The 20,616-nt window shown below is 61.7% G+C and carries 19 protein-coding genes; 14 read left to right on the plus strand and 5 right to left on the minus strand.

Annotated elements, in window-relative coordinates; translation table 11 throughout:
* The first annotated feature begins 73 nt into the window (after positions 1-73).
* From ACYVKR_RS24055 to ACYVKR_RS24065, 3 genes are all read left to right on the plus strand, one after another.
* Positions 74-2,350 (plus strand): polysaccharide deacetylase family protein, encoded by a 2,277-nt coding sequence (locus ACYVKR_RS24055; protein ID WP_460483502.1) that lies wholly within the window; start codon positions 74-76, stop codon positions 2,348-2,350.
* 646 nt (positions 2,351-2,996) lie between these two features.
* Positions 2,997-3,224: a hypothetical protein gene (locus tag ACYVKR_RS24060; RefSeq protein ID WP_460483503.1), complete on the plus strand. Its 228-nt coding sequence runs from the start codon at positions 2,997-2,999 to the stop codon at positions 3,222-3,224.
* A gap of 407 nt (positions 3,225-3,631) precedes the next feature.
* On the plus strand, positions 3,632-4,369 hold the full coding sequence (locus ACYVKR_RS24065; protein ID WP_460483504.1) for a response regulator transcription factor: 738 nt from the start codon (positions 3,632-3,634) through the stop codon (positions 4,367-4,369).
* Positions 4,370-4,739: 370 nt separating this feature from the next.
* Here ACYVKR_RS24065 and ACYVKR_RS24070 read toward each other — a convergent pair whose 3' ends face one another.
* Positions 4,740-5,414 carry a Crp/Fnr family transcriptional regulator gene (locus ACYVKR_RS24070; RefSeq protein ID WP_460483583.1) on the minus strand — a complete coding sequence of 225 codons (675 nt, stop codon included), beginning with the start codon at positions 5,412-5,414 and terminating at the stop codon, positions 4,740-4,742.
* 326 nt (positions 5,415-5,740) lie between these two features.
* On the opposite strand from ACYVKR_RS24070, the gene ACYVKR_RS24075 reads away from it, so the two are divergent.
* The 4 genes from ACYVKR_RS24075 (at position 5,741) to ACYVKR_RS24090 (ending at position 11,897) form a co-directional block, all read left to right on the plus strand.
* Positions 5,741-6,187 carry a hypothetical protein gene (locus ACYVKR_RS24075; RefSeq protein WP_460483505.1) on the plus strand — a complete coding sequence of 149 codons (447 nt, stop codon included), beginning with the start codon at positions 5,741-5,743 and terminating at the stop codon, positions 6,185-6,187.
* Positions 6,184-7,656 carry an ATPase domain-containing protein gene (locus ACYVKR_RS24080; RefSeq protein WP_460483506.1) on the plus strand — a complete coding sequence of 491 codons (1,473 nt, stop codon included), beginning with the start codon at positions 6,184-6,186 and terminating at the stop codon, positions 7,654-7,656. The genes ACYVKR_RS24075 and ACYVKR_RS24080 overlap by 4 nt, the downstream gene beginning before the upstream one ends.
* Positions 7,657-8,086: 430 nt before the next feature.
* A complete protein-coding gene (locus tag ACYVKR_RS24085) occupies positions 8,087-9,181 on the plus strand; it encodes a helix-turn-helix transcriptional regulator (protein WP_460483507.1) in 1,095 nt (364 codons plus the stop codon).
* A 118-nt stretch (positions 9,182-9,299) separates the two neighbouring features.
* Positions 9,300-11,897, plus strand: a complete 2,598-nt coding sequence (locus tag ACYVKR_RS24090; protein WP_460483508.1) for an FG-GAP-like repeat-containing protein — start codon at positions 9,300-9,302, stop codon at positions 11,895-11,897.
* A gap of 114 nt (positions 11,898-12,011) precedes the next feature.
* Here ACYVKR_RS24090 and ACYVKR_RS24095 read toward each other — a convergent pair whose 3' ends face one another.
* From ACYVKR_RS24095 to ACYVKR_RS24105, 3 genes are all read right to left on the minus strand, one after another.
* Positions 12,012-12,677 carry a hypothetical protein gene (locus ACYVKR_RS24095; protein ID WP_460483509.1) on the minus strand — a complete coding sequence of 222 codons (666 nt, stop codon included), beginning with the start codon at positions 12,675-12,677 and terminating at the stop codon, positions 12,012-12,014.
* Positions 12,678-12,923: 246 nt separating this feature from the next.
* On the minus strand, positions 12,924-13,289 hold the full coding sequence (locus tag ACYVKR_RS24100) for a hypothetical protein (protein ID WP_460483510.1): 366 nt from the start codon (positions 13,287-13,289) through the stop codon (positions 12,924-12,926).
* Between the two features lie 331 nt (positions 13,290-13,620).
* Positions 13,621-14,313 (minus strand): IPTL-CTERM sorting domain-containing protein, encoded by a 693-nt coding sequence (locus ACYVKR_RS24105; protein ID WP_460483511.1) that lies wholly within the window; start codon positions 14,311-14,313, stop codon positions 13,621-13,623.
* A gap of 274 nt (positions 14,314-14,587) precedes the next feature.
* On the opposite strand from ACYVKR_RS24105, the gene ACYVKR_RS24110 reads away from it, so the two are divergent.
* From ACYVKR_RS24110 to ACYVKR_RS24135, 6 genes are all read left to right on the plus strand, one after another.
* The gene (locus tag ACYVKR_RS24110) at positions 14,588-15,685 is read left to right on the plus strand and encodes a helix-turn-helix transcriptional regulator (protein WP_460483512.1); all 1,098 of its coding nucleotides are present in this window, start codon (positions 14,588-14,590) and stop codon (positions 15,683-15,685) included.
* A gap of 427 nt (positions 15,686-16,112) precedes the next feature.
* Entirely contained in the window at positions 16,113-16,487 is a 375-nt protein-coding gene (locus ACYVKR_RS24115) for a hypothetical protein (protein WP_460483513.1), read from the plus strand.
* A 58-nt stretch (positions 16,488-16,545) separates the two neighbouring features.
* Entirely contained in the window at positions 16,546-16,887 is a 342-nt protein-coding gene (locus tag ACYVKR_RS24120; RefSeq protein WP_460483514.1) for a TfoX/Sxy family DNA transformation protein, read from the plus strand.
* Positions 16,888-16,903: 16 nt separating this feature from the next.
* Entirely contained in the window at positions 16,904-17,272 is a 369-nt protein-coding gene (locus ACYVKR_RS24125) for an ArsR/SmtB family transcription factor (RefSeq protein WP_460483515.1), read from the plus strand.
* Positions 17,244-17,729, plus strand: coding sequence for an SRPBCC family protein (locus ACYVKR_RS24130; protein WP_460483516.1), 486 nt, complete (start codon positions 17,244-17,246; stop codon positions 17,727-17,729). The genes ACYVKR_RS24125 and ACYVKR_RS24130 overlap by 29 nt, the downstream gene beginning before the upstream one ends.
* An 11-nt stretch (positions 17,730-17,740) precedes the next feature.
* On the plus strand, positions 17,741-18,148 hold the full coding sequence (locus ACYVKR_RS24135; RefSeq protein WP_460483517.1) for an SRPBCC family protein: 408 nt from the start codon (positions 17,741-17,743) through the stop codon (positions 18,146-18,148).
* A 372-nt stretch (positions 18,149-18,520) separates the two neighbouring features.
* Here ACYVKR_RS24135 and ACYVKR_RS24140 read toward each other — a convergent pair whose 3' ends face one another.
* Complete coding sequence (locus tag ACYVKR_RS24140; RefSeq protein WP_460483518.1) at positions 18,521-19,459, minus strand: LysR family transcriptional regulator; 939 nt, start codon at positions 19,457-19,459, stop codon at positions 18,521-18,523.
* A 152-nt stretch (positions 19,460-19,611) separates the two neighbouring features.
* Between ACYVKR_RS24140 and ACYVKR_RS24145 the strand changes: the two genes are divergently transcribed.
* The gene (locus ACYVKR_RS24145; protein ID WP_460483519.1) at positions 19,612-20,604 is read left to right on the plus strand and encodes a Bug family tripartite tricarboxylate transporter substrate binding protein; all 993 of its coding nucleotides are present in this window, start codon (positions 19,612-19,614) and stop codon (positions 20,602-20,604) included.
* Positions 20,605-20,616: the final 12 nt, after the last annotated feature.

The following is a 20,616-nucleotide window of genomic DNA, read 5'->3' on the forward strand; positions in this document are numbered from 1 at the left end:
GGAAGAGGCCATGCCGACCGCCCGGTGCCCATCCCGTACGCGCAGGGCTGCCTGGCTTGGGGTGTCGGTGTGCATGGCCTTGGTGCTCGGCGGTGGTGGCCTCAGCCCGCAGGCTGAGGCGGGGGCGATCCCGCCCGTGTACTCCCAGCCGGCGGTAGCCGCGTCAGACCCCGGCGTACTGCTGTTGCTGGTGCCTGACGGTACCGTTGAAACCGACCCGGGGGTGAAAGCATGGAAGGACGCGGCCTCCGAAATAGGTGTGCGCATGGCCATGGTCACGGACTCGCAGTTCTTGAACATGGGCACCGACGTAGCGCTGGAGTATGCCGGCTTGGTGCTGCCCGATCAATTGCATACCATCGCCACGGATGAGGTGGTAGCTGCGATACACGACTTCACCTACCAAGGTGGCCAGACCTTTCTCACTTTTGACTTCGGCGCCCTCACGCTCCGCTCCGACGGCGCGCCGGTGTACCCCATTCCTAAATCGCGCCTGAGTGATCTTGCCGGCGTGGACTACGTGCTGTACGACAAGTACCTCGACCGCACTGTTGGCTTGGGGCCGGTGACAGCCATGCGCAGCACCTTGCGTGAATTGCAGGTGCCGCCCGGCAAGTCAGAGCCATTCATCACACCGCCGCCGTCCTCAAGCAGTGCCCGTGGCGGCAGCCCTGCCATCAGCAGCGGCACAGGCCCTGTGGCAATAGCCCAGATCGCCTCCATGCTTGGGCAGGCACCCACCAGCGTGGTGCGTCCGCTGGGCAAGGTAAGCAGCAAGGTGCCCTTATTGCAGGCGGCGGGAGTGCAGGGAGGCGAGGCGCTGTATGCACCGGTCAGTCCAGCTGACCCAGGGGGTGTGAGAGCCTTCGATACCCAGCAGTTCCAGATGCTGCCCATGCCCGATTCGGCTGCAAGTGGCCGCAGCCATTCGCGGGCAGTGCAGGTGAGCTTCGGGCGTGTGCGGCGCGCGGCCGAGCCAGCCATGGCCAGCGTGGTGACGCCCGTTGCAGCCACTCTCGACAATGTCGCGCGCGCCGCGTCCGGCAGCCTTCGTGTGGCCGAGGCCGGAGCGGCGGATGCGTTGCAGGCCTACAGTGGCTACCTGCTCGGTTTCCTGATCTATCCCAGCTATGTCACCGAGGGCTCTTACACCGGTACGGCGCTGGCTGCATCGCCGCAGTTTGGCTTGGTGGCCGGCCTGCAGTCTTTCGGTTCTGGGCGCGTGATGTTCGTCAACCTACCGCTCACCTACCTGAAAGGGCGTACCGACGCGCTACCCATGCACGGCATGCTGCAGTATTTCGTCAAGCATGTGTTGGGCAGCGCACAACTCGCCAATGTGCCCAACGGAGTGCCTGGCATGATCTTCAACTGGCACCTGGACTCCATGGCGGCCCAACGCCCCATGCGGGCGCTGGAGCAGGCTGGTATCTTCAATACGGGCACCACCAGCATGCACATGACAGCCGGTCCGGATACGATCAACATTGGCGACCAGCTAGGCTTCGATCTCAATAACAACCTCACCGCCCAGGCCTTCCTGCGCCGCATGGACGCCAAGGGGCATTCGGTAGGTTCGCATGGCGGCTGGATCCATGACTACTACGGTCTGAACGCCAGCGAAACCAATGGCAGCGACTTTCTTCAGTATCTGGTGCTCAATCGCCAGGCCGTAGACGGGACTCTGGGCCATCCTTCGCGCGATTACTCTGCCCCCCAGGGTAACAATCCGCGTTGGGCCATGGATTGGCTGGAGCAGCAGGGCGTGGTGGGCGTCTACTTTGGCGGTCATACCGGCCTGGGCGTGACGCGCCAGTATCGCGACGGTGATTTGCGCAACTCCAATCTGTGGGTGGTGCCAGTAACTCCAATGGGTAACTATGCCACCTTCGAGGAGTTCCAAGAGTTCAGTGTGCCCAAAATGGATGTCATCGACTGGTATCACTCCCTGGTTGATTTCGGCATCGCGCAGAACACGGCTCGCATGGTCTACGCGCACCCACCGGGCGCTTATGCCTGGATCGACGTGATGAAGGACTTGCAGGCCTATGCGAGAACCCAAGGCGTTGCCAGGTTCCAGTGGTACAACATGGCCCGCTTGGCCGACTTCATGACCAAGCGCCAGCAGGTGCAGTGGAGCGAGCAACTGGGCGACGGCGGCGTCGTCCAGTTTCGGGCCACCCACCCGGTGGAGCTGGGCGAAATGGTGTGGCGCCTGCCCAAGCTTCGCTACCTCATGCCCAACACGGTGAACGGCGGCCGTGTGGAGGACGGCGGCAGCGTGTGGCTGGTGCGAGCCGCCGCCGGCGTGCGCACGCTGACCTTCCGGGCATTGCTCAATCCGACCTAAGCGCGAGCCAGAAGCTGGATTGGTGGACATGCGTATGAGCGTCCAGGTTCCCCGATTTGCCCAAGCTTCATCTGGTTGGCATAGATTGCTCCGCAGTGTGAGTGGACTGCTGAGCCCTGAGGCGTTGGAGCGCACCAGGGCGTGAGGCTGGTGGGTCTATCGCAGCAGGGGCAGTCCATTGGCCACGGATGCAGGTCCAGTCAGTCGGGCCCGTTGGACGGCAAGGCGGTCGATGGCGGCGGCAATGTGGACAAGACGGAGCCATCCACCATCGGGGAAGCGCTTGCCTCCTGGATCTGCAATCGAGTCCGTTGGCTAGCGCACAGACCACCCCGATTTCGGGATGTAGTCTTGGCAACATATTGTCCTGGCGCCTTGAAATGCCCATGTGTCGATGCAATTGCCTGGCCTGCCTGCCCTGAGGGCGACCCATCTTCAAGGAGTGACCGGGGCTGCTGAGGACGGTAGTCGACAAGTGCAATGGCCGTCGATGCATGAGCCTTATCAACCGCTCATCAGCAACCACCCTGCAATATCCCAGGCTTGCTCAAGAGGCTTCCTCGCCGCCCATCATGTTTCGCTGATATCAGGAATGGCATGCGCGTGTTTTGATCAAGTCCCAACGGATGATTTCCAAGGAGCATGAATGAGAAAAATACTGTCCATCAAGGCAACAGCGGAGGCTGCCCATGATTTTTCCATGCTGCTGCAGAATGCCGTGAAAATACCTTCCGGGTCGGGAGATGCAGCGCGCAGCAGTGCTTTGAGGCTGCATGGATGCAGGGTTTCATCAAGCAATGGTGCACTTCAGGATTTTGTGATTACATCGCAAGTGGGGCGGCTCAAGTATATTCGTCTGCCGGAGGAGTGCTAGATGCCCAAATTGCACTTGGGTGGGATTGCATGGAATTCAATGGATCGAAAATCGGAAAATACCGTACATATGTTCTGGTGAGCCATGGTGATCAGCTGGAGCTGCAGCAATGATTTCGAAAATTATTCTTATGAAGCGCTTGTTTTGGTAAAGGGTTTAATTTATGGATGATGTAGACTCAAAATAACCAAGCTGCGAGGTCTTGGAAGGGATGTTTTCAGGCTTTGTGGTTAGACAGGGTGGAATGTTCAAAAGACCGTATTCAGTGATTGTTTTTCAGAGGCTGGTGATTGCAATTTTTTATGAATGAACGGTGAGCTTCTGTATGCAGATGCGCTCCTGCTTTAAAAACAATCAATGCTGGTACTTATCAGTCGATATTTATCAAACATTAAGAATTTTCGATCATGCAACAAACCGCCACTCCCTTCAAATTTACCATTGCCATTGTTGAGGATGATGAAGATATCCGACGCAATGTATGCAACTTCTTGCAAAAATCAGGGGTACATGCCTGGGGCGCAGAGTCCGTCGAGAAGTTCTATATAACGCTGTTGAGGGAAAAGGCCGATCTGGTGATCGTAGATCTGAGCTTGCCCCGTGAAGAAGGGTTGTGCCTGATAGAGCGCTTGGCGGAGCAGCGCATACCGGTCATCGTACTCACTGCACGCAGTGATCTGTGTTGCTGCATCACCGGATTGAGCACCGGGGCGCTGCGGTATTTCGTTGAGCCTGAGGACCTGCATGCACTGGCAGCCGACTTGCGCGCGCAGCTACACCTGGCCCCGCCCGCAGCTGCGCCAACGCTGGTGGCCCTGAATGGGGCACGTCCCTCGTGGCATCTTGACAAGGCGGCAGCTCGACTGGTTGCACCTAATCGACATTCGATATCACTGACCAGTCGCGAGCTGCAGTTGATCGGCCATCTGGCTGCCGCTGACGAAAGCATCGTCGGCAAGACGGAACTGCTCGAGGCCATGGGCTATGCCTACGTGGAAGATGGTTTTCATCGAATCGAATCGCAGTTGAACCGCCTGCGGCGCAAGACCTTGCAGAGCACTGGCATGGCGTTGCCAATCCGTGCCGTGTTTGGCAAAGGGTTGGTATTCAGCAGCCAGCAGGCACTGCGGGATCAAGAGGCTTGAAGCCATTGCCGTGGGAGCTTGAGGCCGTTGTGAACCATGTCACGATCGTCATATCGACTGCTTTCGACTTGGCCAGGCGCCTGGTAGATCTAGCAAAGAGACAGCGAGAAAATCATCAAGAGAGATTCGACGCGGCCGCGAGGACGCTGCGGAAACGACAAAAGACCGATGCCATGATGGCCGGGGACAGATGCCGAGCGCTTTCGCACTGATCATCAGCGGGTATGCAAGAGTGAGATTGGCGATGAAAGGCCATCGTGAATCGATGCCGGCCAGAAGGCTGCTGCCCGCTATGGCGCCGCCCTATGAATGTGGGGGAGTAGATTGTTACCTGTCACGGATGTTCTGGCACCGTGCGGCGCTCTCTGCCTCAGTGGGATCCCGGGACTGGCAGCAGGCGGTCGTACTCTTGCTTGACCACGGCGTAGCATTCGCAGGTGCGCTGCTCCAGCCCGACACGATCGAGCACGGTGATATGGCCACGCCGGTACTGGATCAGGCCTGCCTTTTGCAAATGCCCGGCTGCCTCGGTGACGCCTTCACGGCGAACGCCCAGCATATTGGCGATGAGCTCCTGCGTCATCACCAACTCGTTGCTGTGCAAGCGGTCCAGACTGAGCAGCAGCCAGCGGCACAGTTGCTGATCCAAAGAATGGTGGCGGTTGCACACAGCCGTCTGCGACATCTGCGTCAGCAGGGCCTGCGTGTAGCGCAGCAGCAGATGCATCACGTCACCGGCGCGATTGAACTCCGTCATCATGAGATGGGCCTTCAGCCGCAGCGCTTGGCCGGCGCTTTGCACGACGGCACGGCTCGGCGTGGTCTGGCCGCCCATGAACAACGAAACGCCGATCAGGCCCTCATTGCCGACGACTGCGATCTCTGCCGAGCCTCCATCCTCCAGTACATAGAGCAAGGAAACAATGGTGGAGATGGGGAAGTAGACGTGGCTGAGGCGGCCGCCCGATTCGTAGAGCACAGTGCCCAAGGGCATCTCGACGGACTCCAGATCCGGCAACCAATGGGCCAACTCTTGCTCAGGCAAGGCAGCCAACAGCAGATTGCCTCGGGCATGGTAGGCGGTGACCACGGATGCCTTTCTACTGAAGGAAGCGGGAGTCCACCGTACCGGTGAAAGCCCCCGTGGGGAGCTGGATCGTTGCAGTATAGTCGGCTTCGGCCATGGGGACTCATGCTATGGCGCTCGGCATCATGTGCCTGATGGATGAGGCGGAGCCAGTTGTTCAAACCCATACATGCCAACAACTTGTTGGAAGACGCGCAAATCCATATATGCACCCGGCTGGCTGCGTGAGCACTTATGATACGTAACCCCCTGCATTCGCAGGTGTGTGCATTAATACCAAATCCATGTCCACCCAGGCGCGATCGCCCCAGGCCATGCCCGAATCGCCTGAAGCGCTGGGCTCTGACACCGCCGCGTGGGCGGTCGCCGCAGCTGCTCAGCGAGCTTGGGAGCGAGCGTTTGCTGTCTTATCGCCGGTGATCGGCCAGCAGGGTGTGGCCGCGCTCTACAGGCGCTGTCTCTCTCTCAGCCGCAGGGAACACGCAGGCTTGGCCGCTCTTTATGGCGGCACCAGCCCGGGTGTGATTGACCTGACCAATCTGCGAACCATGCTTCTCCAGCTCGATGCCGCTGAGGCCGTTGCTGTGCAGGCGAGCCTTGGCCGGCATTTTGTCGAGTTGCTGTCGCAACTGATCGGTGCGGGATTGGCTGAGCGCCTGCTGCACCCATCGGGTGAGTTAATCCACCCGCTCAATTTTAATGGCTCAGCCGCCAAGGACCCATCGTCATGAAAACAGGCAAAGCAACCATCAAGCGTCTGGCGACGGGCGTGCCCGGTTTGGACGAGGTATTGGGCGGCGGCTTGCCCGAGCTCTCTTTCAATCTGATCGCGGGCCCGCCCGGCTGTGGCAAGACCACGCTGGCCCACCAGATCATGTTTGCCCTGGCTACACCCGAGCGGCCGGCCCTGTATTTCACGGTATTGGGTGAGCCGCCCATCAAGATGCTGCGCTACCAGCAGCAATTCGAATTCTTCGATCTGGACCAACTCAACCGTGCGATCCGCTTCATCAATCTGGCGGAGGACATGAGCAGTGGAAATCTCGACAAAGTGCTGTCGCGCATTGCCGTCGAGGTGGAGAACCACGAGCCGGGTCTGGTGTTCGTCGACTCCTTTCGCTCGGTGGTGCTTGCCGGAGAGGGGGAGGGCCATAGCTTCATCAGCCTGCAGAAATTCATCCAGAGCCTAGGCGTAATGATGACCAGTTGGCAGGCCACGACCTTTCTGATCGGCGAGTACTTCACCGACAGCGATCCCAATCCAGTCTTCACCGTCTCTGACGGCCTGATCTGGCTGCGCCAGAGCTTGCAGGGCAATTCCATGGTGCGCAAGATGGAGATCATGAAGATGCGTGGCCAGCCGACCCTGCCGGGTCTGCACACCTTCCGCATCGGGCCGGCCGGTCTGCAGGTCTTCGCGCCACCGCCGCTGCAGGTGCCGGCCGTGGAGCAGCCTGGCGCAAAGCGTCTGGCTATGGGCGTGCCAGGTCTTGATGAAATGCTGGGCGGCGGGCTGCCGCGTAGCTACTCCCTGTTGGTTGCCGGGCCTTCGGGTTCAGGCAAGAGCATTCTTGCCGCTGCTTTCCTGGCCGAGGGCGCGCGCAGCGGCGAGACCGGCGTGATCGCTGCCTTCGAGCAGCGACCAGCGCTTTCGCGCGGTGCACTGCTGGCTGATTTGATCAAGAGCGGTCGGATCGCCGTGGTTGACACGCGCGCGGTTTCGTTGTCGGTGGATGAGATTGCGATGCAACTGATTGCCGAGATTCGCAGACTCAAGGCCAGTCGTGTCGTCATCGATTCGTTATCGGGCTTCGAATTGGCCCTGGCGCCGACCTTCAAGCAGAATTTCCGCGAGTCGCTGTCACGCTTGGTCTCGGCCCTGGCCAGCACTGGTGCCACGGTACTGATGACTTCGGAGTTGGAGGACCGCTATGGGGATCTGCGCTTCTCGCCCTATGGCTCGGCTTTTCTGACCGACGCCATCATCGTGCAGCGCTATATCGAAGTTGATAGCCGGTTGCAACGTGTCATGGCCGTAGTCAAGCTGCGAGACAGTGCGCATTCCAACGAGCTGCGGCAGTTCCATATCGACGAGAAGGGGCTGCAGATCGGCGACCGCATGCAAGGCATGGAAGGCCTGCTGCGAGGTCAGCCGACCCGCCGTAGCGCGCTGACGTGGACGAGTCGTAACACCGACTAGCGATTAGCGGGAGACAGGCCGGCTGTATGAATCAACCCGGCCTACTTGGGCGCTTTTGAGTCAATGTCCGGAATCGGACGCGGCGGACCTTCGAAAGGTAAAGCCGAATGTCTTGAATCAGCCTAGAGTCGACTTTTCAGTCGTTGCCATAGCTCATTCAGGCGATGGAAAAACGCTGTTGCTTTCGAGGGCGAGCATCACTTTTTGAGATCTGGCTCGTGGAATGGCTCAGCGCGCGAATCTCTTCAAGCCCAGCGGGCCTGCGATCTGATCGAGGCCGTTTGTCAGGGGCTAGATTGCCGCAGCCAAGCTGCCCAGTGCAAACGCGGTCCGCGGTCTGCGCGAATGTTGAAAACAACTCGCCGCCCAGCATTCGATTACTCGGGATACTCCGTACCACTTCCGGGGGGAGGGCGGAATAATGGCTTCCATGACCCTCTCTCGCGCTCATTCGCAGTCCATGGCACGCCTGCAGCAAATGGCCTGCCTTGATTTCAACGGGCTGCCGTTGATAGAGCCCGTGCTGCATGAGTTGCACCGCCTGATCGGTTTTGACACAGGTGTCTATTTCCATCCCGATGCCGATGGGGTGCTGGATGCGTACATCGAGCCCTCGGTGGCGCGCGAATGGATGTACCGCTACTTCGACCCAGAAATGGCCGCGCTGGAGCACGAAGTGGTGAGCTACAGCTCGCACGACTTTGCCGCCGCCGTATGCCATGAACATGGGGTGCTGGTGATGGAGCAACTCATCTCCGTATCCAGGAATGACTTCATCCGCAGCGACTTCTATAACCAGGTGGCGCGGCCGTCCGAGTTGCAGGACTTTCTGAGCCTGGTGCTGCGCACGCCGCAGGGTACAGGCGTGGGCTCGCTCAAGCTGTGCCGCAAACCCGGTGCACCGCGTTTTGCACCGGAGGACATTGCCCTGCTGGCGCAACTGGAGCCGTGGCTGACGCGCATCCTGCAGCCTGGCGAGATGGATGCACAAGGCAGCATCGTCGCCGCTAGCACCATGCTGGTAGTCACGCCCAACGGGCAACTGCTGTGGACATCGCCGCAGGCCGACCAGTTGATGGCGCTGGCCTTTGGGCTGCGCTGGTACCGCCGCAGCGAACTACCGCCAGCCCTGCGCGTGTTGCTGGAGCGCCTGCGGTTTGCTGAACGCGGCAGGGCCTTTGCACTACCCCAATTGCAACTGCACAACGCCAGCGGCACGTTCACTCTGCGCGCCACGCAAATGGCCGATGCCGCGGGACAAGGCCAGGCGGTGGGCATCCACATCACGCAGCGGGTTCAGCGCGCGGCGCGATTGCTGCCCGCGCTGCGCACGCTCCAACTGCCGCAGCGCCAGCACGAACTGGCCTACTGGCTGGCGCGTGGCCTGCCCGAGCCGCGGATCGCCGCGCGCATGGGCATCAGCGCCAACACCGCCACCTACCACCGGCGCCAGATCTATGCGCGGCTGGGTGTGCAAAACCGGCAAGAACTACAGACACTCTTGTTCGCACGGCAATCGGCTTGAGTGGATTCGTGGTGACCCAAGGACAACAATTTTTGAGTCAACCCACCCCCAGCGGTGGGGACGCCGAAAGGCTTAATTCCCTAGACTGACTTCCGTCCCACAGTCAAGTCTATGAATCATGAAAATCCCCAGCATATCGAGCAGATGGCGGCAGCGAGCGAAACGCCTGGCCATCAGTGTGGCTGCTGCCACCGCCTTGTGCGCGGCAGCGCTACCCGCGCACGCGGCCAACATCTATGGCCCGCCAGCTTTGCAGGCCAATAACATCGGCAACTCCGGCGCCGTTTCAACCGCCGCCGTGAGCGCGGATTTCAACAACGATGGCTATCCCGATCTGGCTGTTCTCAATGCCGATACCTCTGAACTGCTGATCTATATGGGTACGCCTATTGGCGGTCTGGCGCTCAAGCACGCTTTCAATAATCTGGTGTTCGGTTTGCAAATCCCCAACGGCATTTCTGCCGGTGACCTGGATGGGGATGGCAAGATTGACTTGGTCATCACCGATGAAAAAGGCGTGTCCCTGTTGAAGGGGTCGGGCAACAACAATGGGGATTTCAGTGCGTTTGCTGTGCAGCGGCCTGGACTCAAGGACGCGGATCGTGTTTCCAGCGCCATGCTCGCCGACGTGAACAACGACGGGAAACTGGACATCGTGGTCGGTGTGTACGAAACAGGAAATTTTGGTGGCAACCATTATTTTGAAGTTTTACAGAATATCGGGGTTGGAAATTTCATATTGGTGGGGCAGTACGACGTGACCTACAGCGGCCTGTCCAGCAATTGGACGCGCGAAGCCCATTTGGCCGACCTGAATGGCGATGGAAATGTCGATCTGGTTTTTTTAGATCAGGTCGGCGAGGCGACAGTTTCATGGCTGCAAGGTACTGGCAACGGAGCATTCGCACCGCAAGCGCCACTCCTTGGCATAGGTACCGGCGCCAGTGTGGTTTATGAGTTTGAAGTGGCTGATGTTGACGGCGATGGCAAGCTTGATCTGCTGTTTCAGAATTACTATGGTCAAGGCGTGTGGATGGCCAAAGGCGTGGGCAACGGCATATTCTTGCCGTCCGCCAAACTTTTTGCGACCGGGGTGTCCAGTGGTAACGGGCGCAACATGGGCCGCATCATCATCGCCGACGTGAATGGCGATGGCCGAATGGACGTGATCTCCGACGGCTTTGTGGGGCTGCAGCAGGCCAATCACAGCTTTGTGTTGAACGAGCACATTGGCTATTCCGTCACGAGCATGCTCGCTGGCATTGACCTGAACCGCGATGGCCGGGGCGACATGGTCACATCCGGCCCCGGTGCCGGAACCATCGCGGTTTTCAAAACCCTGGCACTTACTGCTTCGTCCATAGCGATTACCGGCACGCCGCAAAGCACGGTGTTCAGCACCGCTTTTGCGCAACCCCTGTCGATCAAGGTGCTCGACAGCAATGGCGTCGGCGTGCCGGGCCTGGCGGTGGGTATTACCCCGGTGAATCCGGGGCCCAGCCTGCCGGTCGCAACCAGCGGCTCGGGCACTACCAACGCGCAAGGCGTCTTCAGCTATACCCCTACCGCCAATGGCGTGATGGGTTGCTATCAGATGAAGGCCAGCGTCGGCACTTTGGGCAATGTGCCGACCTTTGATTTGTGCAACACCAACTCGAACAGCCTGGCGGCGACGGCGGGCAATAACCAGACCACGCTGGTCAACACGGCGTTTGGCACGCAATTGCAGGTCAAGTTGACCGACGCGTCGAACAATCCGAAGCCCGGTGTCACGGTGACGTTTGGCGGCCCCAGCGTGCCGTCGCGGGTGGTGCTGTCGTCGTCCACGGCGATCACCGATGTGAATGGGTACGCAGCGGTCACGGCCACGGCTGCAGGCATTGCGGGCACCTACACGGTCAGCGCCACCGCGTCTGGTACCACGGGCGTGGCGTTCAAACTGTCGAACTCGGCCGTCGCCGGGGCCGCCGCCGCCATTGCCTTTGACGTATCCACGCCGCAATGGGCGTATGTCACCAAGCCGTTCTCGGGCCCCATCGTGGCGCATGTGCAGGACTTCTATGGCAACCCGGTGCAAGGCGCCACGGCGGTGTTCGAGATCATCCCCGATGCCGCATCGGGCGCCTCGGCCACGCTGGGCGCACTGACGGCGGTGACCAATGCCCAAGGGAATGCGCAGGTGAGCGCGACGGCCAACGGGTTTGTGGGCGCCTATGTGGTCAAGGTCAGCGTGCAGGGCAGTGGGCTGGTCAGCCCCCAAAGCCGTCTGCTGCGCAACGTGGCCGATCTGCCCAAGTTCATGGCCACCGCGGGCGGCACGCCGCAAAGCACGGCGATCAACACGCCTTTTGCCCAGAAGCTGAGCGTGAAAGTCACGGGGTGGGACAACAGTGTCACGCCCCAAGTGCGCGTCTATTTCATCGCGTCCGGCGGGGCGGTGCTGTCTGCCGAGAGCGCGCTGGCCGATGCCAATGGCGTCGCCGAAGTCACGGCCACCGCTGACGCAACGGTAGGGTCGTACCAAGTCACCGCCGTGGTGTATGACACCGTGCTGGAGCAACCGATTACCCAAACGTTTGATTTGACGAACACGCCGGGCTCCATCCCGCCCGGAAACCCTGGCGGCCCGGCTCCGGTGCCGATGGACAGCCCGCTGGCACTGCTGGGCCTGTCGCTGGCCATGCTGGCCTTCGTGCGGCGCCGCACCCAGCGATAACGCGCCCAGCCCCAGCCCCAGCCCCAGCCCCTGGCGCTGATGCCGGGGGCTTCTCTCTCAAGCCTCGCAGCGGCGGCACCTCAGGCAAATTGCTTCTTTGGGAAAAGGCCAGGGCTACGACGCATCTCGCACCAGATGCCCGTGCTGCCACGCACGCGCTTGGCCGTTCTTCGCGCGGTCATGCGCATCTACATCGCCCGTCACGTTGTCCTGAACCGCGAAGCTGGCCGCATCCGCCAGCGCCAGCGGCAGGCCCTGGTACCAGACCTGCCGCGCATCCGCCGCGTAGCCACGCCCCAGGGCACGCAGCGTGGACAGGTCGGAGCCGCGCAGCGGACGCAGCACAGGATGCGGACCCTTGTTCGGCTGGTTGACCTCGATATGGCCGTGCCAGGCGTGAGCGCGGTCACGCACATAGCCGGGGTCGTCTGCGTGCATCAGTGCGAAGCTCGCGCCGTCGCTGCCGGGGATTTCGGCACGTTCGAAATAGCCGCGCCGCGCATCGCGCGCAAAGCGTGGACTGAGTGGCTCGAAGCTGGCCGCATCGCGCACGGCAAAGGGCTCGCCCTGGTCGTAGGCACGGTGGCGGTCACGCGCATAGCCATGGGCCAGCGCTTGGTAGCTGGCTGCATCGGCGCCGGGGATGGCGGCGATACGCAAGTGCTGGTAGGCCCAATACTCCTGCGATTTGCGATAGGTGTCGCAGTAAAAGACCGTGTTGCGGTCGCGCGCCTCGTGCTCGGACAGCGCTTCGAACGTGGCTTCATCGCTGCCATCCACCGCACTGCCGCGGTAGTAGCCCTGGTGCGCATCGCGCCCGAAGTGCGGCGAGAGCGGCTTGAAGCTGGCCGGGTCTCCAGGGGGAACGCCGCGCCGTCATAGTGCCAAGCCCCACCTAGGCTGCGCTGGTAGCCGCCACCGCCGTCGCAGCGTACAGAACGGCCAGCGTGCCAAGAGCACTCAACACCAACGAGATGGGCACGGCGCTTCGAAGCGCTTCCAGGGATTTGTATATGGGGAGGCAGGTTACTGCACCGGCACCACCCGCACGGCGGGTGTGTACGGCTCCACGCGAAGGCTGTCATGCGCAAGAATGCTGACCTTGGCCTTGGGGCCCCATTCCAGCGCGCCGTCTGCCCCCTTGCGCGTGGTGTACTGCCAGAGGGTGAGCGCGCCCTTGGCGGCCAGGGCCTGACCAATGGCGGCGGCTTCCGGGCGAGGGGCGCCAGCTTCGTCTGGCGGTACGGCAACGATGACGTCGTCCTTTACCGTGACGATCTTGAACAGCAAGGGCTTGATGGTATCGGCCATGGCGGTGATGGAGGTCGCGGCAAGGGCCGTTGCCACCATGGCTATGGTGGCCATGGAGTGGGACATGGGAGTGGTTTTCATGCGTTTCCTTTCAGCGATGTGCGGATGCCAACCTACCGGGTGCGGTCATCCAGAACATCATGCCCAATCGCATGGAGTCCAACAAGGTCAAGAGCAACCCTCTGATGCAACCCGGCCAGATCGCGCGAACCGCCTGGCGTGGAACAGGGTGCCGGGCTGCCCGGTGATCGGGGCCGCTTGCGCGAAGCTCTGGCGCACCCGGTGAATGTGTTTGGCGGACCCGTGGAAGCGCCTGAAGAAAAACGCGGGCCTTGGCCCGCAAAAGTTGGAGTGAACTCACTACCAAATAAATAGCTGCTTGCGCCCGCTGCGCAGGCGCTGCAGCCTCTTTTTATCCAGAACGCTGCTTGCGCCGCCGCCAGGCGCCCGCGCCAACGACCACGGCGGACAACAATGCCAGGGCCGCGTGGCCCAGCGTGGGCACGGCGTTGACGTCCCCCGGCGTGGGTGCCACCACGGGCGGCAGGGCAGAGAACGTCCAGGTGCCGCCGGGTTCGGCATCCCAGCGGCTTGAATTCACGTCGCCCGCGTAGATGGTGCTGCACATCACGGCGCCCTGCAGCGTGGAGGCCGGTGGCGCGTTGCACTGCCCGTTATGGGCGCCGCCATAGTGGATGTTCATGAAGTCGATGGGGTCGCCCTGCACATGCGGAGCGGGCGTTTGCCAGCGCTGCACGGCGACGACGAGATCCAGCACCCCGCCCGCGGTGGTGGCCTTGATGTAGGCCAGCGTCACCTGGGAGTCGCTGCTGGCATAGGTGGTCAGCCCGTCGGAGAACGAGAACGAAGTCACCTGCGCCGTGATGTCGTCGTCGTTGAGGTTGCCCGCCAGGGGCGTCGCCGTGGTGAACGAGCCCGCCTGCGCCATGGCCGTGGTGTAGGCCGCGCAGTTGCCGGCAAAGCAGTTGCTGAAGTTGTGCAGGGCAGGCGCGGTGTAGGGTGGGCCTGCGTAGGTATAGGTGGCGGCCCAGGTGCCTGCGTGGACGTATGCGGCCAGGGCGAGTAGTGTCAGGTGTTTTTTCATTGAAATCGGTCTCTGATCCCCGTCAATCATGCGCGGAAAGCTATGGTTTTTGATGATCTTCGCAAGGCCCATGGTGCGCTGGGGCAAGGGAGAAATATGCGTAATCCAGTCATGCGCTGCACCGGCTTGCCATGGCCTTGCGAAGACTTTGCAAAGCAGTCGGTAAATATAGGAATTGCCGCGGCGCTTGTCCCAACCCCCGGGGGTGGGGCGCGATACCAGGCCCTTCGGTAGGCTGGCATTGCCGCGTTACCGCTATACCAACACCCCATCCATGTCCCTCATTCGCACCCAGCAGCAAGCCATGGCGCGCCTGCAACACATGGCCTGTCTGGATTTCACCGGGCCTCAGCTCATCGAGCCGGTGTTGCATGAACTGCACCAGCTCATCGCTTTCGACACGGGCGGCTATTTCCATCCGGGCGAGCGTGGGGTGATGGATGCGTACATCGAGCCCTCCATTGCGCGGGGGTGGATGCACACCTACTTCGATCCCGAGTTGATGGAGACCGAGCGCCAGGTGATCCGGCGCAGCGCACACGACTTTGCCGGCGCCGTGCGCGACGACCACGGCGCACAGGCCATGGAGCAACTCATCAGCGTGCCCCTAGCCGCCTTGCTACGCAGCGACTTCTACAACCTGGTGCTGCGCCCCGCCGAACTGCTGGATTGCCTGAGTCTGGTGCTGCGCACACCGCAAGGTGCGGGTGTAGGCGCGCTCAAACTGTACCGGGGGCCGGGGGCGCCGTTCTTTGGACCGGAGGAAGCCGCTACGCTGATGCGGCTGGAACCCTGGCTGGCGCGCATCCTGCAACCGGGCGAGGTGGATGCCGATGACAGCGTGATGCATGCCAGCGCCATGCTGGTGGTCACGCCGGGGGGACGGTTGTTGTGGACGTCGCCAGAGGCGGACGGGCTGGTAGCCTTGGCCTTCGGCCCGCGCTGGTGGCGCCGCAGCGAACTACCGCTGGCGCTGCATGCGCTGCTTGCGCGCCTGGAGAGCGCCCGAAGGGGGGCTGCCACGGAACTGCCACAGCTGGATTTGCACAACGCGAATGGCATGTTTTCAGCGCGGGTCACGCAGATGGCGGCCGCAGCGGGCGAAGGTCGGGCGGTGGGTATCCACATCACGCAGCGGATACCGAGGGCTGCGCATTTGCTGCCCGCGCTACGCGCCCTCAAGTTACCGCAGCGCCAGCATGAACTGGCCTACTGGCTGGCGCGCGGCCTGCCCGAAGAGCAGATTGCCGCACGCATGGGCATCAGCGCCAACACTACGACCTACCACCGCCGCGAGGTCTACACGCGGCTGGGCGTTCACAACCGTAAGGAACTACAGGCGCTGCTGTTTGCGCCACCATTGGCGGATTGAGACCGCCGATGGCGCGCGCCGCACATAGGCTGCTTGGCGTGCAATGTGGTGGCGGCTTGGCTAGCGGACCTGACGTTGTTACTGGGCCGGCTGGCAGAAGCGGCGAACCGGAGCCGGACAGCGCGCTTGATGTGGCCTCACAGGAAGATCGTGGTGCTCTGGCTGGCGGCGGGTGCTACGTTGTGGCTCTGGCTCAAGCCGCATCTGTAGCCTGTTCATGATCGCTGCTGAACGGCCTGGGCCTGTCGGCGTAACGCGCCGCCGGACTTTGCAGGCTGCGCGCGCCCCTCGCTACCACCGAACCGGCCGGGCCGGATTGGGCGGGCAGTGCCATCTGATGTGCTAGTGAACGGCTCGCACTTTGCCCACCGGATACACGCTGAGGGTCAACAAGCGTGATTCTGTCGCGTTATTTAGGGAGTGGCATATGCCATTGGATAACAGAATCTCGCGAAAGGATGCCATGAAAATCGCATCACTGGCATTGGCCACCGCGCTGGCGGTGGCATCGGTTCCTGGACGGGCGGAGGTCTATGTGGATGTCGGCATCGGGGTGACCGGACCCTTGATGGTGGCACAGCCTGAGCGTTACTACGCACCGCCACCCCCTCCGGCTTACTACGCTCCGCCCCCGCCGCCGGTTTATGTTGCTTCCCGGCCGGTCTACGGGCCGCGCCCCGTGATGGTTGCACCGCCTCCCGCCTATGGGGCCGACTGGCAATGGCGGGAAGACAATGAGCGGTGGCGTAGATGGCACCGGCATCACCACGGGCGCTGGCAGCGCGAAGACGACGACGATTGACGCGTCTCCGGTGCCCGGCGAACGGGAGAGCGGTCAACACATCGAGCATCGTGGGTGCATGTACGCGCCACGTATTCTCGCGGATCTTCCCAATCTCGGACCCCGATCCCGGCAGATGCTGTTGCAGGCCGGTGTTACATCCTTCGAGCAGTTGCATGAACTGGGAGCGGTGGTCGACCATGTCCAGGCCAAGCGTGCTGGGAGTCAGAGCCTGCCAGGGGAGGGGCACTCGATGGTGCGCTCACCGGTATGCATTGGCAAGATGTGGCGCGTGACCATCGCGGCAGCTCGATCGTGGATTGATGCGGATTTGCTGACCAGCAGCCATGGCCTACTCGTGGTGACCAGGCTTGTTGATCGGTACAGGCTGGGCAGGGGGCTTTCTTACATCTCGGTTTAGCCATATACTTATCTGTATGGCTAACTATTATGCGTCCGTGAATCAGGTGTTTCATGCACTGGCAGACCCGACCCGGTGCGCCATCGTGTGTGCGCTGATTGGCGGAGCCCAGACCGTGTCGGCATTGGCGGCGCCCTTTGACATGGCGCTGCCTTCCTTCATGAAGCATCTGACGATACTGGAGCGCAGCGGCCTGATCCGCAGCAGCAAGCAGGGGCGCACGCGTACCTGTGAGCTGGTGCCGGAAGGGCTGCGCCAGGCTGAGCAGTGGTTGGCCGAGCAGCGCGCCATGTGGGAGGCTCGATCCGACCGCATGGCCGCATTCGTCGAACGCCTTCACCAAGAGGAGCAACACCATGCCCGACAACGACGCCAACGCGGGTGATGCCCGCGATCTGGTCATCACCCGCACCTTGCGTGCGCCGCGCGCGACCCTGTGGCGGGCGTGGACAGAGCCCGAGCTGCTGAAGGAGTGGTGGTGTCCCAAGCCCTGGACCACCGAGGTGCGCGCCTTCGAGCTGCACACCGGCGGAGCCTTTCACACCACCATGCGCGGCCCCGAGGGTGGCATCAGCGACAACCCCGGCAGCTTTCTGGAAGTCGTGCCGCAGTCGCGCATCGTATTCACCTCCATGCTGCTGGGTGGCTGGCGTCCCCATGTTCCCTGGATAGGCTTCACGGCGGTCATCACGATGGAGGATGAAGGGGCAGGAAGCCGCTACACGGCCCGCGTGATGCACCCGGACGATGCCGCCCGTGAGCAGCACGAGAAACTCGGTTTCTTCGAGGGTTGGGGCACCGTCATCACCCAGCTCGATGCATTCGCACTCTCCCTCCGTTGAAAGGAATCCCCATGCAGATCACTGTTGAAACCACCGTTGCCGCACCTGTCGCCCAAGTCTGGAAGGCTTACATCACGCCCGCGGACATCATGCGCTGGAACGCCGCGTCCGACGACTGGCACACCACGGCCGCCACGGTCGACTTGCGCGTGGGCGGCGCATTCTCATCCCGCATGGAGGCCAAGGACGGCAGCATGGGATTCGACTTCGCGGGCACCTACACGAAGATCGAGGAAAACCAGTTGATCGAATACGCCTTCGGTGACCGCACGGCACAGGTGACGTTCACCGAGCAGCCGCAAGGTGCGGTGGTGCGCGTGCGCTTCGATGCCGAGAACGAATTCCCGGTGGAGCAACAGCAGCAGGGCTGGCAGAGCATCCTGGATCGCTTCAAGGCCTATGTGGAGGTTCAGGCCTGATCCGAAGATCCATTCGCATGCGCCTCGGCGCCACGCGTCACATCAAGACTGCTTGCGCCTGGAGCAAGATGCCGTGCAGATTCAGGGGGGACTAGCTCTATTACACGCCCGCTGATTCAAAGAGCCGGCGCAGGACCTGCCATGGCAAAAATTTCACACGACGTCGTTTCATCTCGCGCCTGAAGAGACGTTCCCTCTCAATGAAGTTGATTTTTGCTTTCATCTCGATGTTGGCGAAGTTATCGGCTCGGCCAATCTATCAGCAAATGCGACTGCTTTTGCAACATTTTGTTGCCAACGGACTGTCTCCTATGGTCGATATCCAAGGCTGGATTGACGACCAACTGCTGAAGGGGCAGCATGATTGCGAGCTCACTTGATCGATGGAGGGGCTACTGCGCATTGTGCATGAACCAGGTATTCGCCAAGCAACACCACGCCCTGCTTCTCCGGGACATCATGCACCAGCATTCCGATCGGTGGCAGTGCATCGGGGCATTGAAGCTTGAGCACCTGAAGCCAGCCGGTTTCGACAAAGGGCTGGACGAGGCTCAGTGGCGTCAACGCCAGAGCTGGCCTGGCACGCAGGAATTCCAGCAACATGGGCAGTGACCGAGTCACCAGTGGTGTGCGCTTCGGCAGTTGGCCGCAGGACTTGAACAGGCACTCGAAAGCGTCGTGCATCTGGGTGGCGAGAGGTGCCAGTATCCACAACTGCTCCAGCAACTGTTCGGCGTGTACCTCGCGCCTGCGCAGCAATGGGTGGCCTGGAGCCGCGACGGCTACTACCCGGTCTTCTAACAGAGGGGTAAAGCGCGTGCCACTGGCCAGCGTGGCCGGCTCACGCACCAACACCATATCCAGGGTCTGCATGGCCAGCCCGCTCAACAGCGCGTGATGGCTGTCCTCCACCACTTCCACGCGTAGCTTTGCGTGACGGTCCAGGAAGTCGGGAAGCGCACGGCCCAGCAATCCGGAAACGGCCCCGGTGATGGCGCCCACCGTCACAACGCCTTGAGCCCCTTCCGCTGCCGCCGCGAGCATCTCGGCACAGCCGCTGAGCGAGCCCAGCATGCTGCGCAGTCGCGGCAGGAGGTCGCGACATACCAAGGTGGGACGGACACCGCGGGCATGGCGCTCGAACAGCGACAAACCGACCAGCCGCTCTAGCTCCGCCAGTGCCTTGGTGGCCGAAGGCTGTGTCTGCCCGGCCGCATCCGCCGCACGCTGGATGCTACCGAAATCCGCAATCAGGACCAGCAACTGCAACTGCCGCAACCGTGTGCGTGCCAGCAGCCGATTGAGCAACACGGAAGAGCGTCCGGGCAAGTGGGGTAACGAGGTATTCGCAGATGGCATAGGTAATGGCAATTTTGCATTCCATGGCTAGAGCTTGTGGCTCAGACTTACCCCAAGCCCCACACAACGCCGTGGTGGCCATTTCCAGAAAAAGGAGACACGCGATGAATTTCCCGCTCCAAGCCCATGCAGGTCGGCAGTTTTGCGCTGCGATAGCTACCGGGCTGACGCTCTGCCTGGCCACAGCCCTGTCGACGCAGGCCGCGAGCTACCCTGAAAAACCCATCACCCTGGTTGTTCCCTTCCCGTCGGGCGGCTCCATCGACGCAGCGGTGCGTGCTATCCAGCCCCGGCTTGCTGCCGAGCTGGGTCAGCCCGTGGTGATTGAGAACCTGGGCGGCGCTGGTGGTGCCTTGGGCGCGGCCAAGGTGGCCAGTGCCGCCGCGGATGGCTATACGCTGCTGGTTGGCTCCAACAACGACGTGGTGCTGGTGCCCGTGCTCAACAAGAATGTGCGCTACCAGACCAAGGACTTCACGGCCATCGGTCCGATCAGCTTCAACGCTCCGTTGCTGGTGGCACGTAGGGATTTGCCCATGAACGATCTGGACGGCGTGATCACCGCGCTGCGCGCTAAGCCCGAGTCGCTGAGCTATGGTAGCCCTGGTATGGGCACTATGCAGCACCTGCTGATGGAGGATCTGCAGTCGCGCGCCAATGTGCGCCTGATCCATGCCCCCTACAAAGGTGCGGGACCGCTGGTGACCGACCTGCTGGGCGGCCAGATTGATCTCGCGGTGATGGTGCCTGCGACGGCGCTGCCCCATATCAAGGCGGGGCGGCTCAAGGTGCTTGGCGTCGCCAGCCTGCAGCGCGAGCCGGCGCTCAGAAACATCCCGACTCTCAATGAGGGCAAATTCGTGACCGGGCTGGAGATGAGTGGCTGGATGGGGCTGTTTGCGCCCAAGGGACTGGCAGCGGAGCGCGTGGCCCGCCTTCAGTCCGCATTGGACGCTACCCTGGCAACCAAGGGCTTGGATGAGCAATTCAGGACCATGGGGATGCAATTGTCGACACCGGCACAACGCAGAGGGTTCGTGGAACAGGTGGGGCGTGACGAAGCCAGGGCACGCAGCATCAGCGTGAAACTGCAATAGGGAGCCAGTTCT

The sequence above is a fragment of the Comamonas humi genome, assembly GCF_054782535.1.

What these genes read in the sequence shown, in the direction of transcription:
- ACYVKR_RS24120 (WP_460483514.1), top strand. Translation starts at nt 16,546, where the DNA reads ATGTACGCGCCACGTATTCTCGCGGATCTTCCCAATCTCGGACCCCGA.
- ACYVKR_RS24130 (WP_460483516.1), top strand. Translation starts at nt 17,244, where the DNA reads ATGCCCGACAACGACGCCAACGCGGGTGATGCCCGCGATCTGGTCATC.
- ACYVKR_RS24080 (WP_460483506.1), top strand. Translation starts at nt 6,184, where the DNA reads ATGAAAACAGGCAAAGCAACCATCAAGCGTCTGGCGACGGGCGTGCCC.
- ACYVKR_RS24135 (WP_460483517.1), top strand. Translation starts at nt 17,741, where the DNA reads ATGCAGATCACTGTTGAAACCACCGTTGCCGCACCTGTCGCCCAAGTC.
- ACYVKR_RS24105 (WP_460483511.1), bottom strand. Translation starts at nt 14,313, where the DNA reads ATGAAAAAACACCTGACACTACTCGCCCTGGCCGCATACGTCCACGCA.
- ACYVKR_RS24125 (WP_460483515.1), top strand. Translation starts at nt 16,904, where the DNA reads ATGGCTAACTATTATGCGTCCGTGAATCAGGTGTTTCATGCACTGGCA.
- ACYVKR_RS24100 (WP_460483510.1), bottom strand. Translation starts at nt 13,289, where the DNA reads ATGAAAACCACTCCCATGTCCCACTCCATGGCCACCATAGCCATGGTG.
- ACYVKR_RS24115 (WP_460483513.1), top strand. Translation starts at nt 16,113, where the DNA reads ATGCCATTGGATAACAGAATCTCGCGAAAGGATGCCATGAAAATCGCA.
- ACYVKR_RS24060 (WP_460483503.1), top strand. Translation starts at nt 2,997, where the DNA reads ATGAGAAAAATACTGTCCATCAAGGCAACAGCGGAGGCTGCCCATGAT.
- ACYVKR_RS24145 (WP_460483519.1), top strand. Translation starts at nt 19,612, where the DNA reads ATGAATTTCCCGCTCCAAGCCCATGCAGGTCGGCAGTTTTGCGCTGCG.
- ACYVKR_RS24055 (WP_460483502.1), top strand. Translation starts at nt 74, where the DNA reads ATGGCCTTGGTGCTCGGCGGTGGTGGCCTCAGCCCGCAGGCTGAGGCG.
- ACYVKR_RS24110 (WP_460483512.1), top strand. Translation starts at nt 14,588, where the DNA reads ATGTCCCTCATTCGCACCCAGCAGCAAGCCATGGCGCGCCTGCAACAC.
- ACYVKR_RS24075 (WP_460483505.1), top strand. Translation starts at nt 5,741, where the DNA reads ATGTCCACCCAGGCGCGATCGCCCCAGGCCATGCCCGAATCGCCTGAA.
- ACYVKR_RS24065 (WP_460483504.1), top strand. Translation starts at nt 3,632, where the DNA reads ATGCAACAAACCGCCACTCCCTTCAAATTTACCATTGCCATTGTTGAG.
- ACYVKR_RS24085 (WP_460483507.1), top strand. Translation starts at nt 8,087, where the DNA reads ATGACCCTCTCTCGCGCTCATTCGCAGTCCATGGCACGCCTGCAGCAA.
- ACYVKR_RS24090 (WP_460483508.1), top strand. Translation starts at nt 9,300, where the DNA reads ATGAAAATCCCCAGCATATCGAGCAGATGGCGGCAGCGAGCGAAACGC.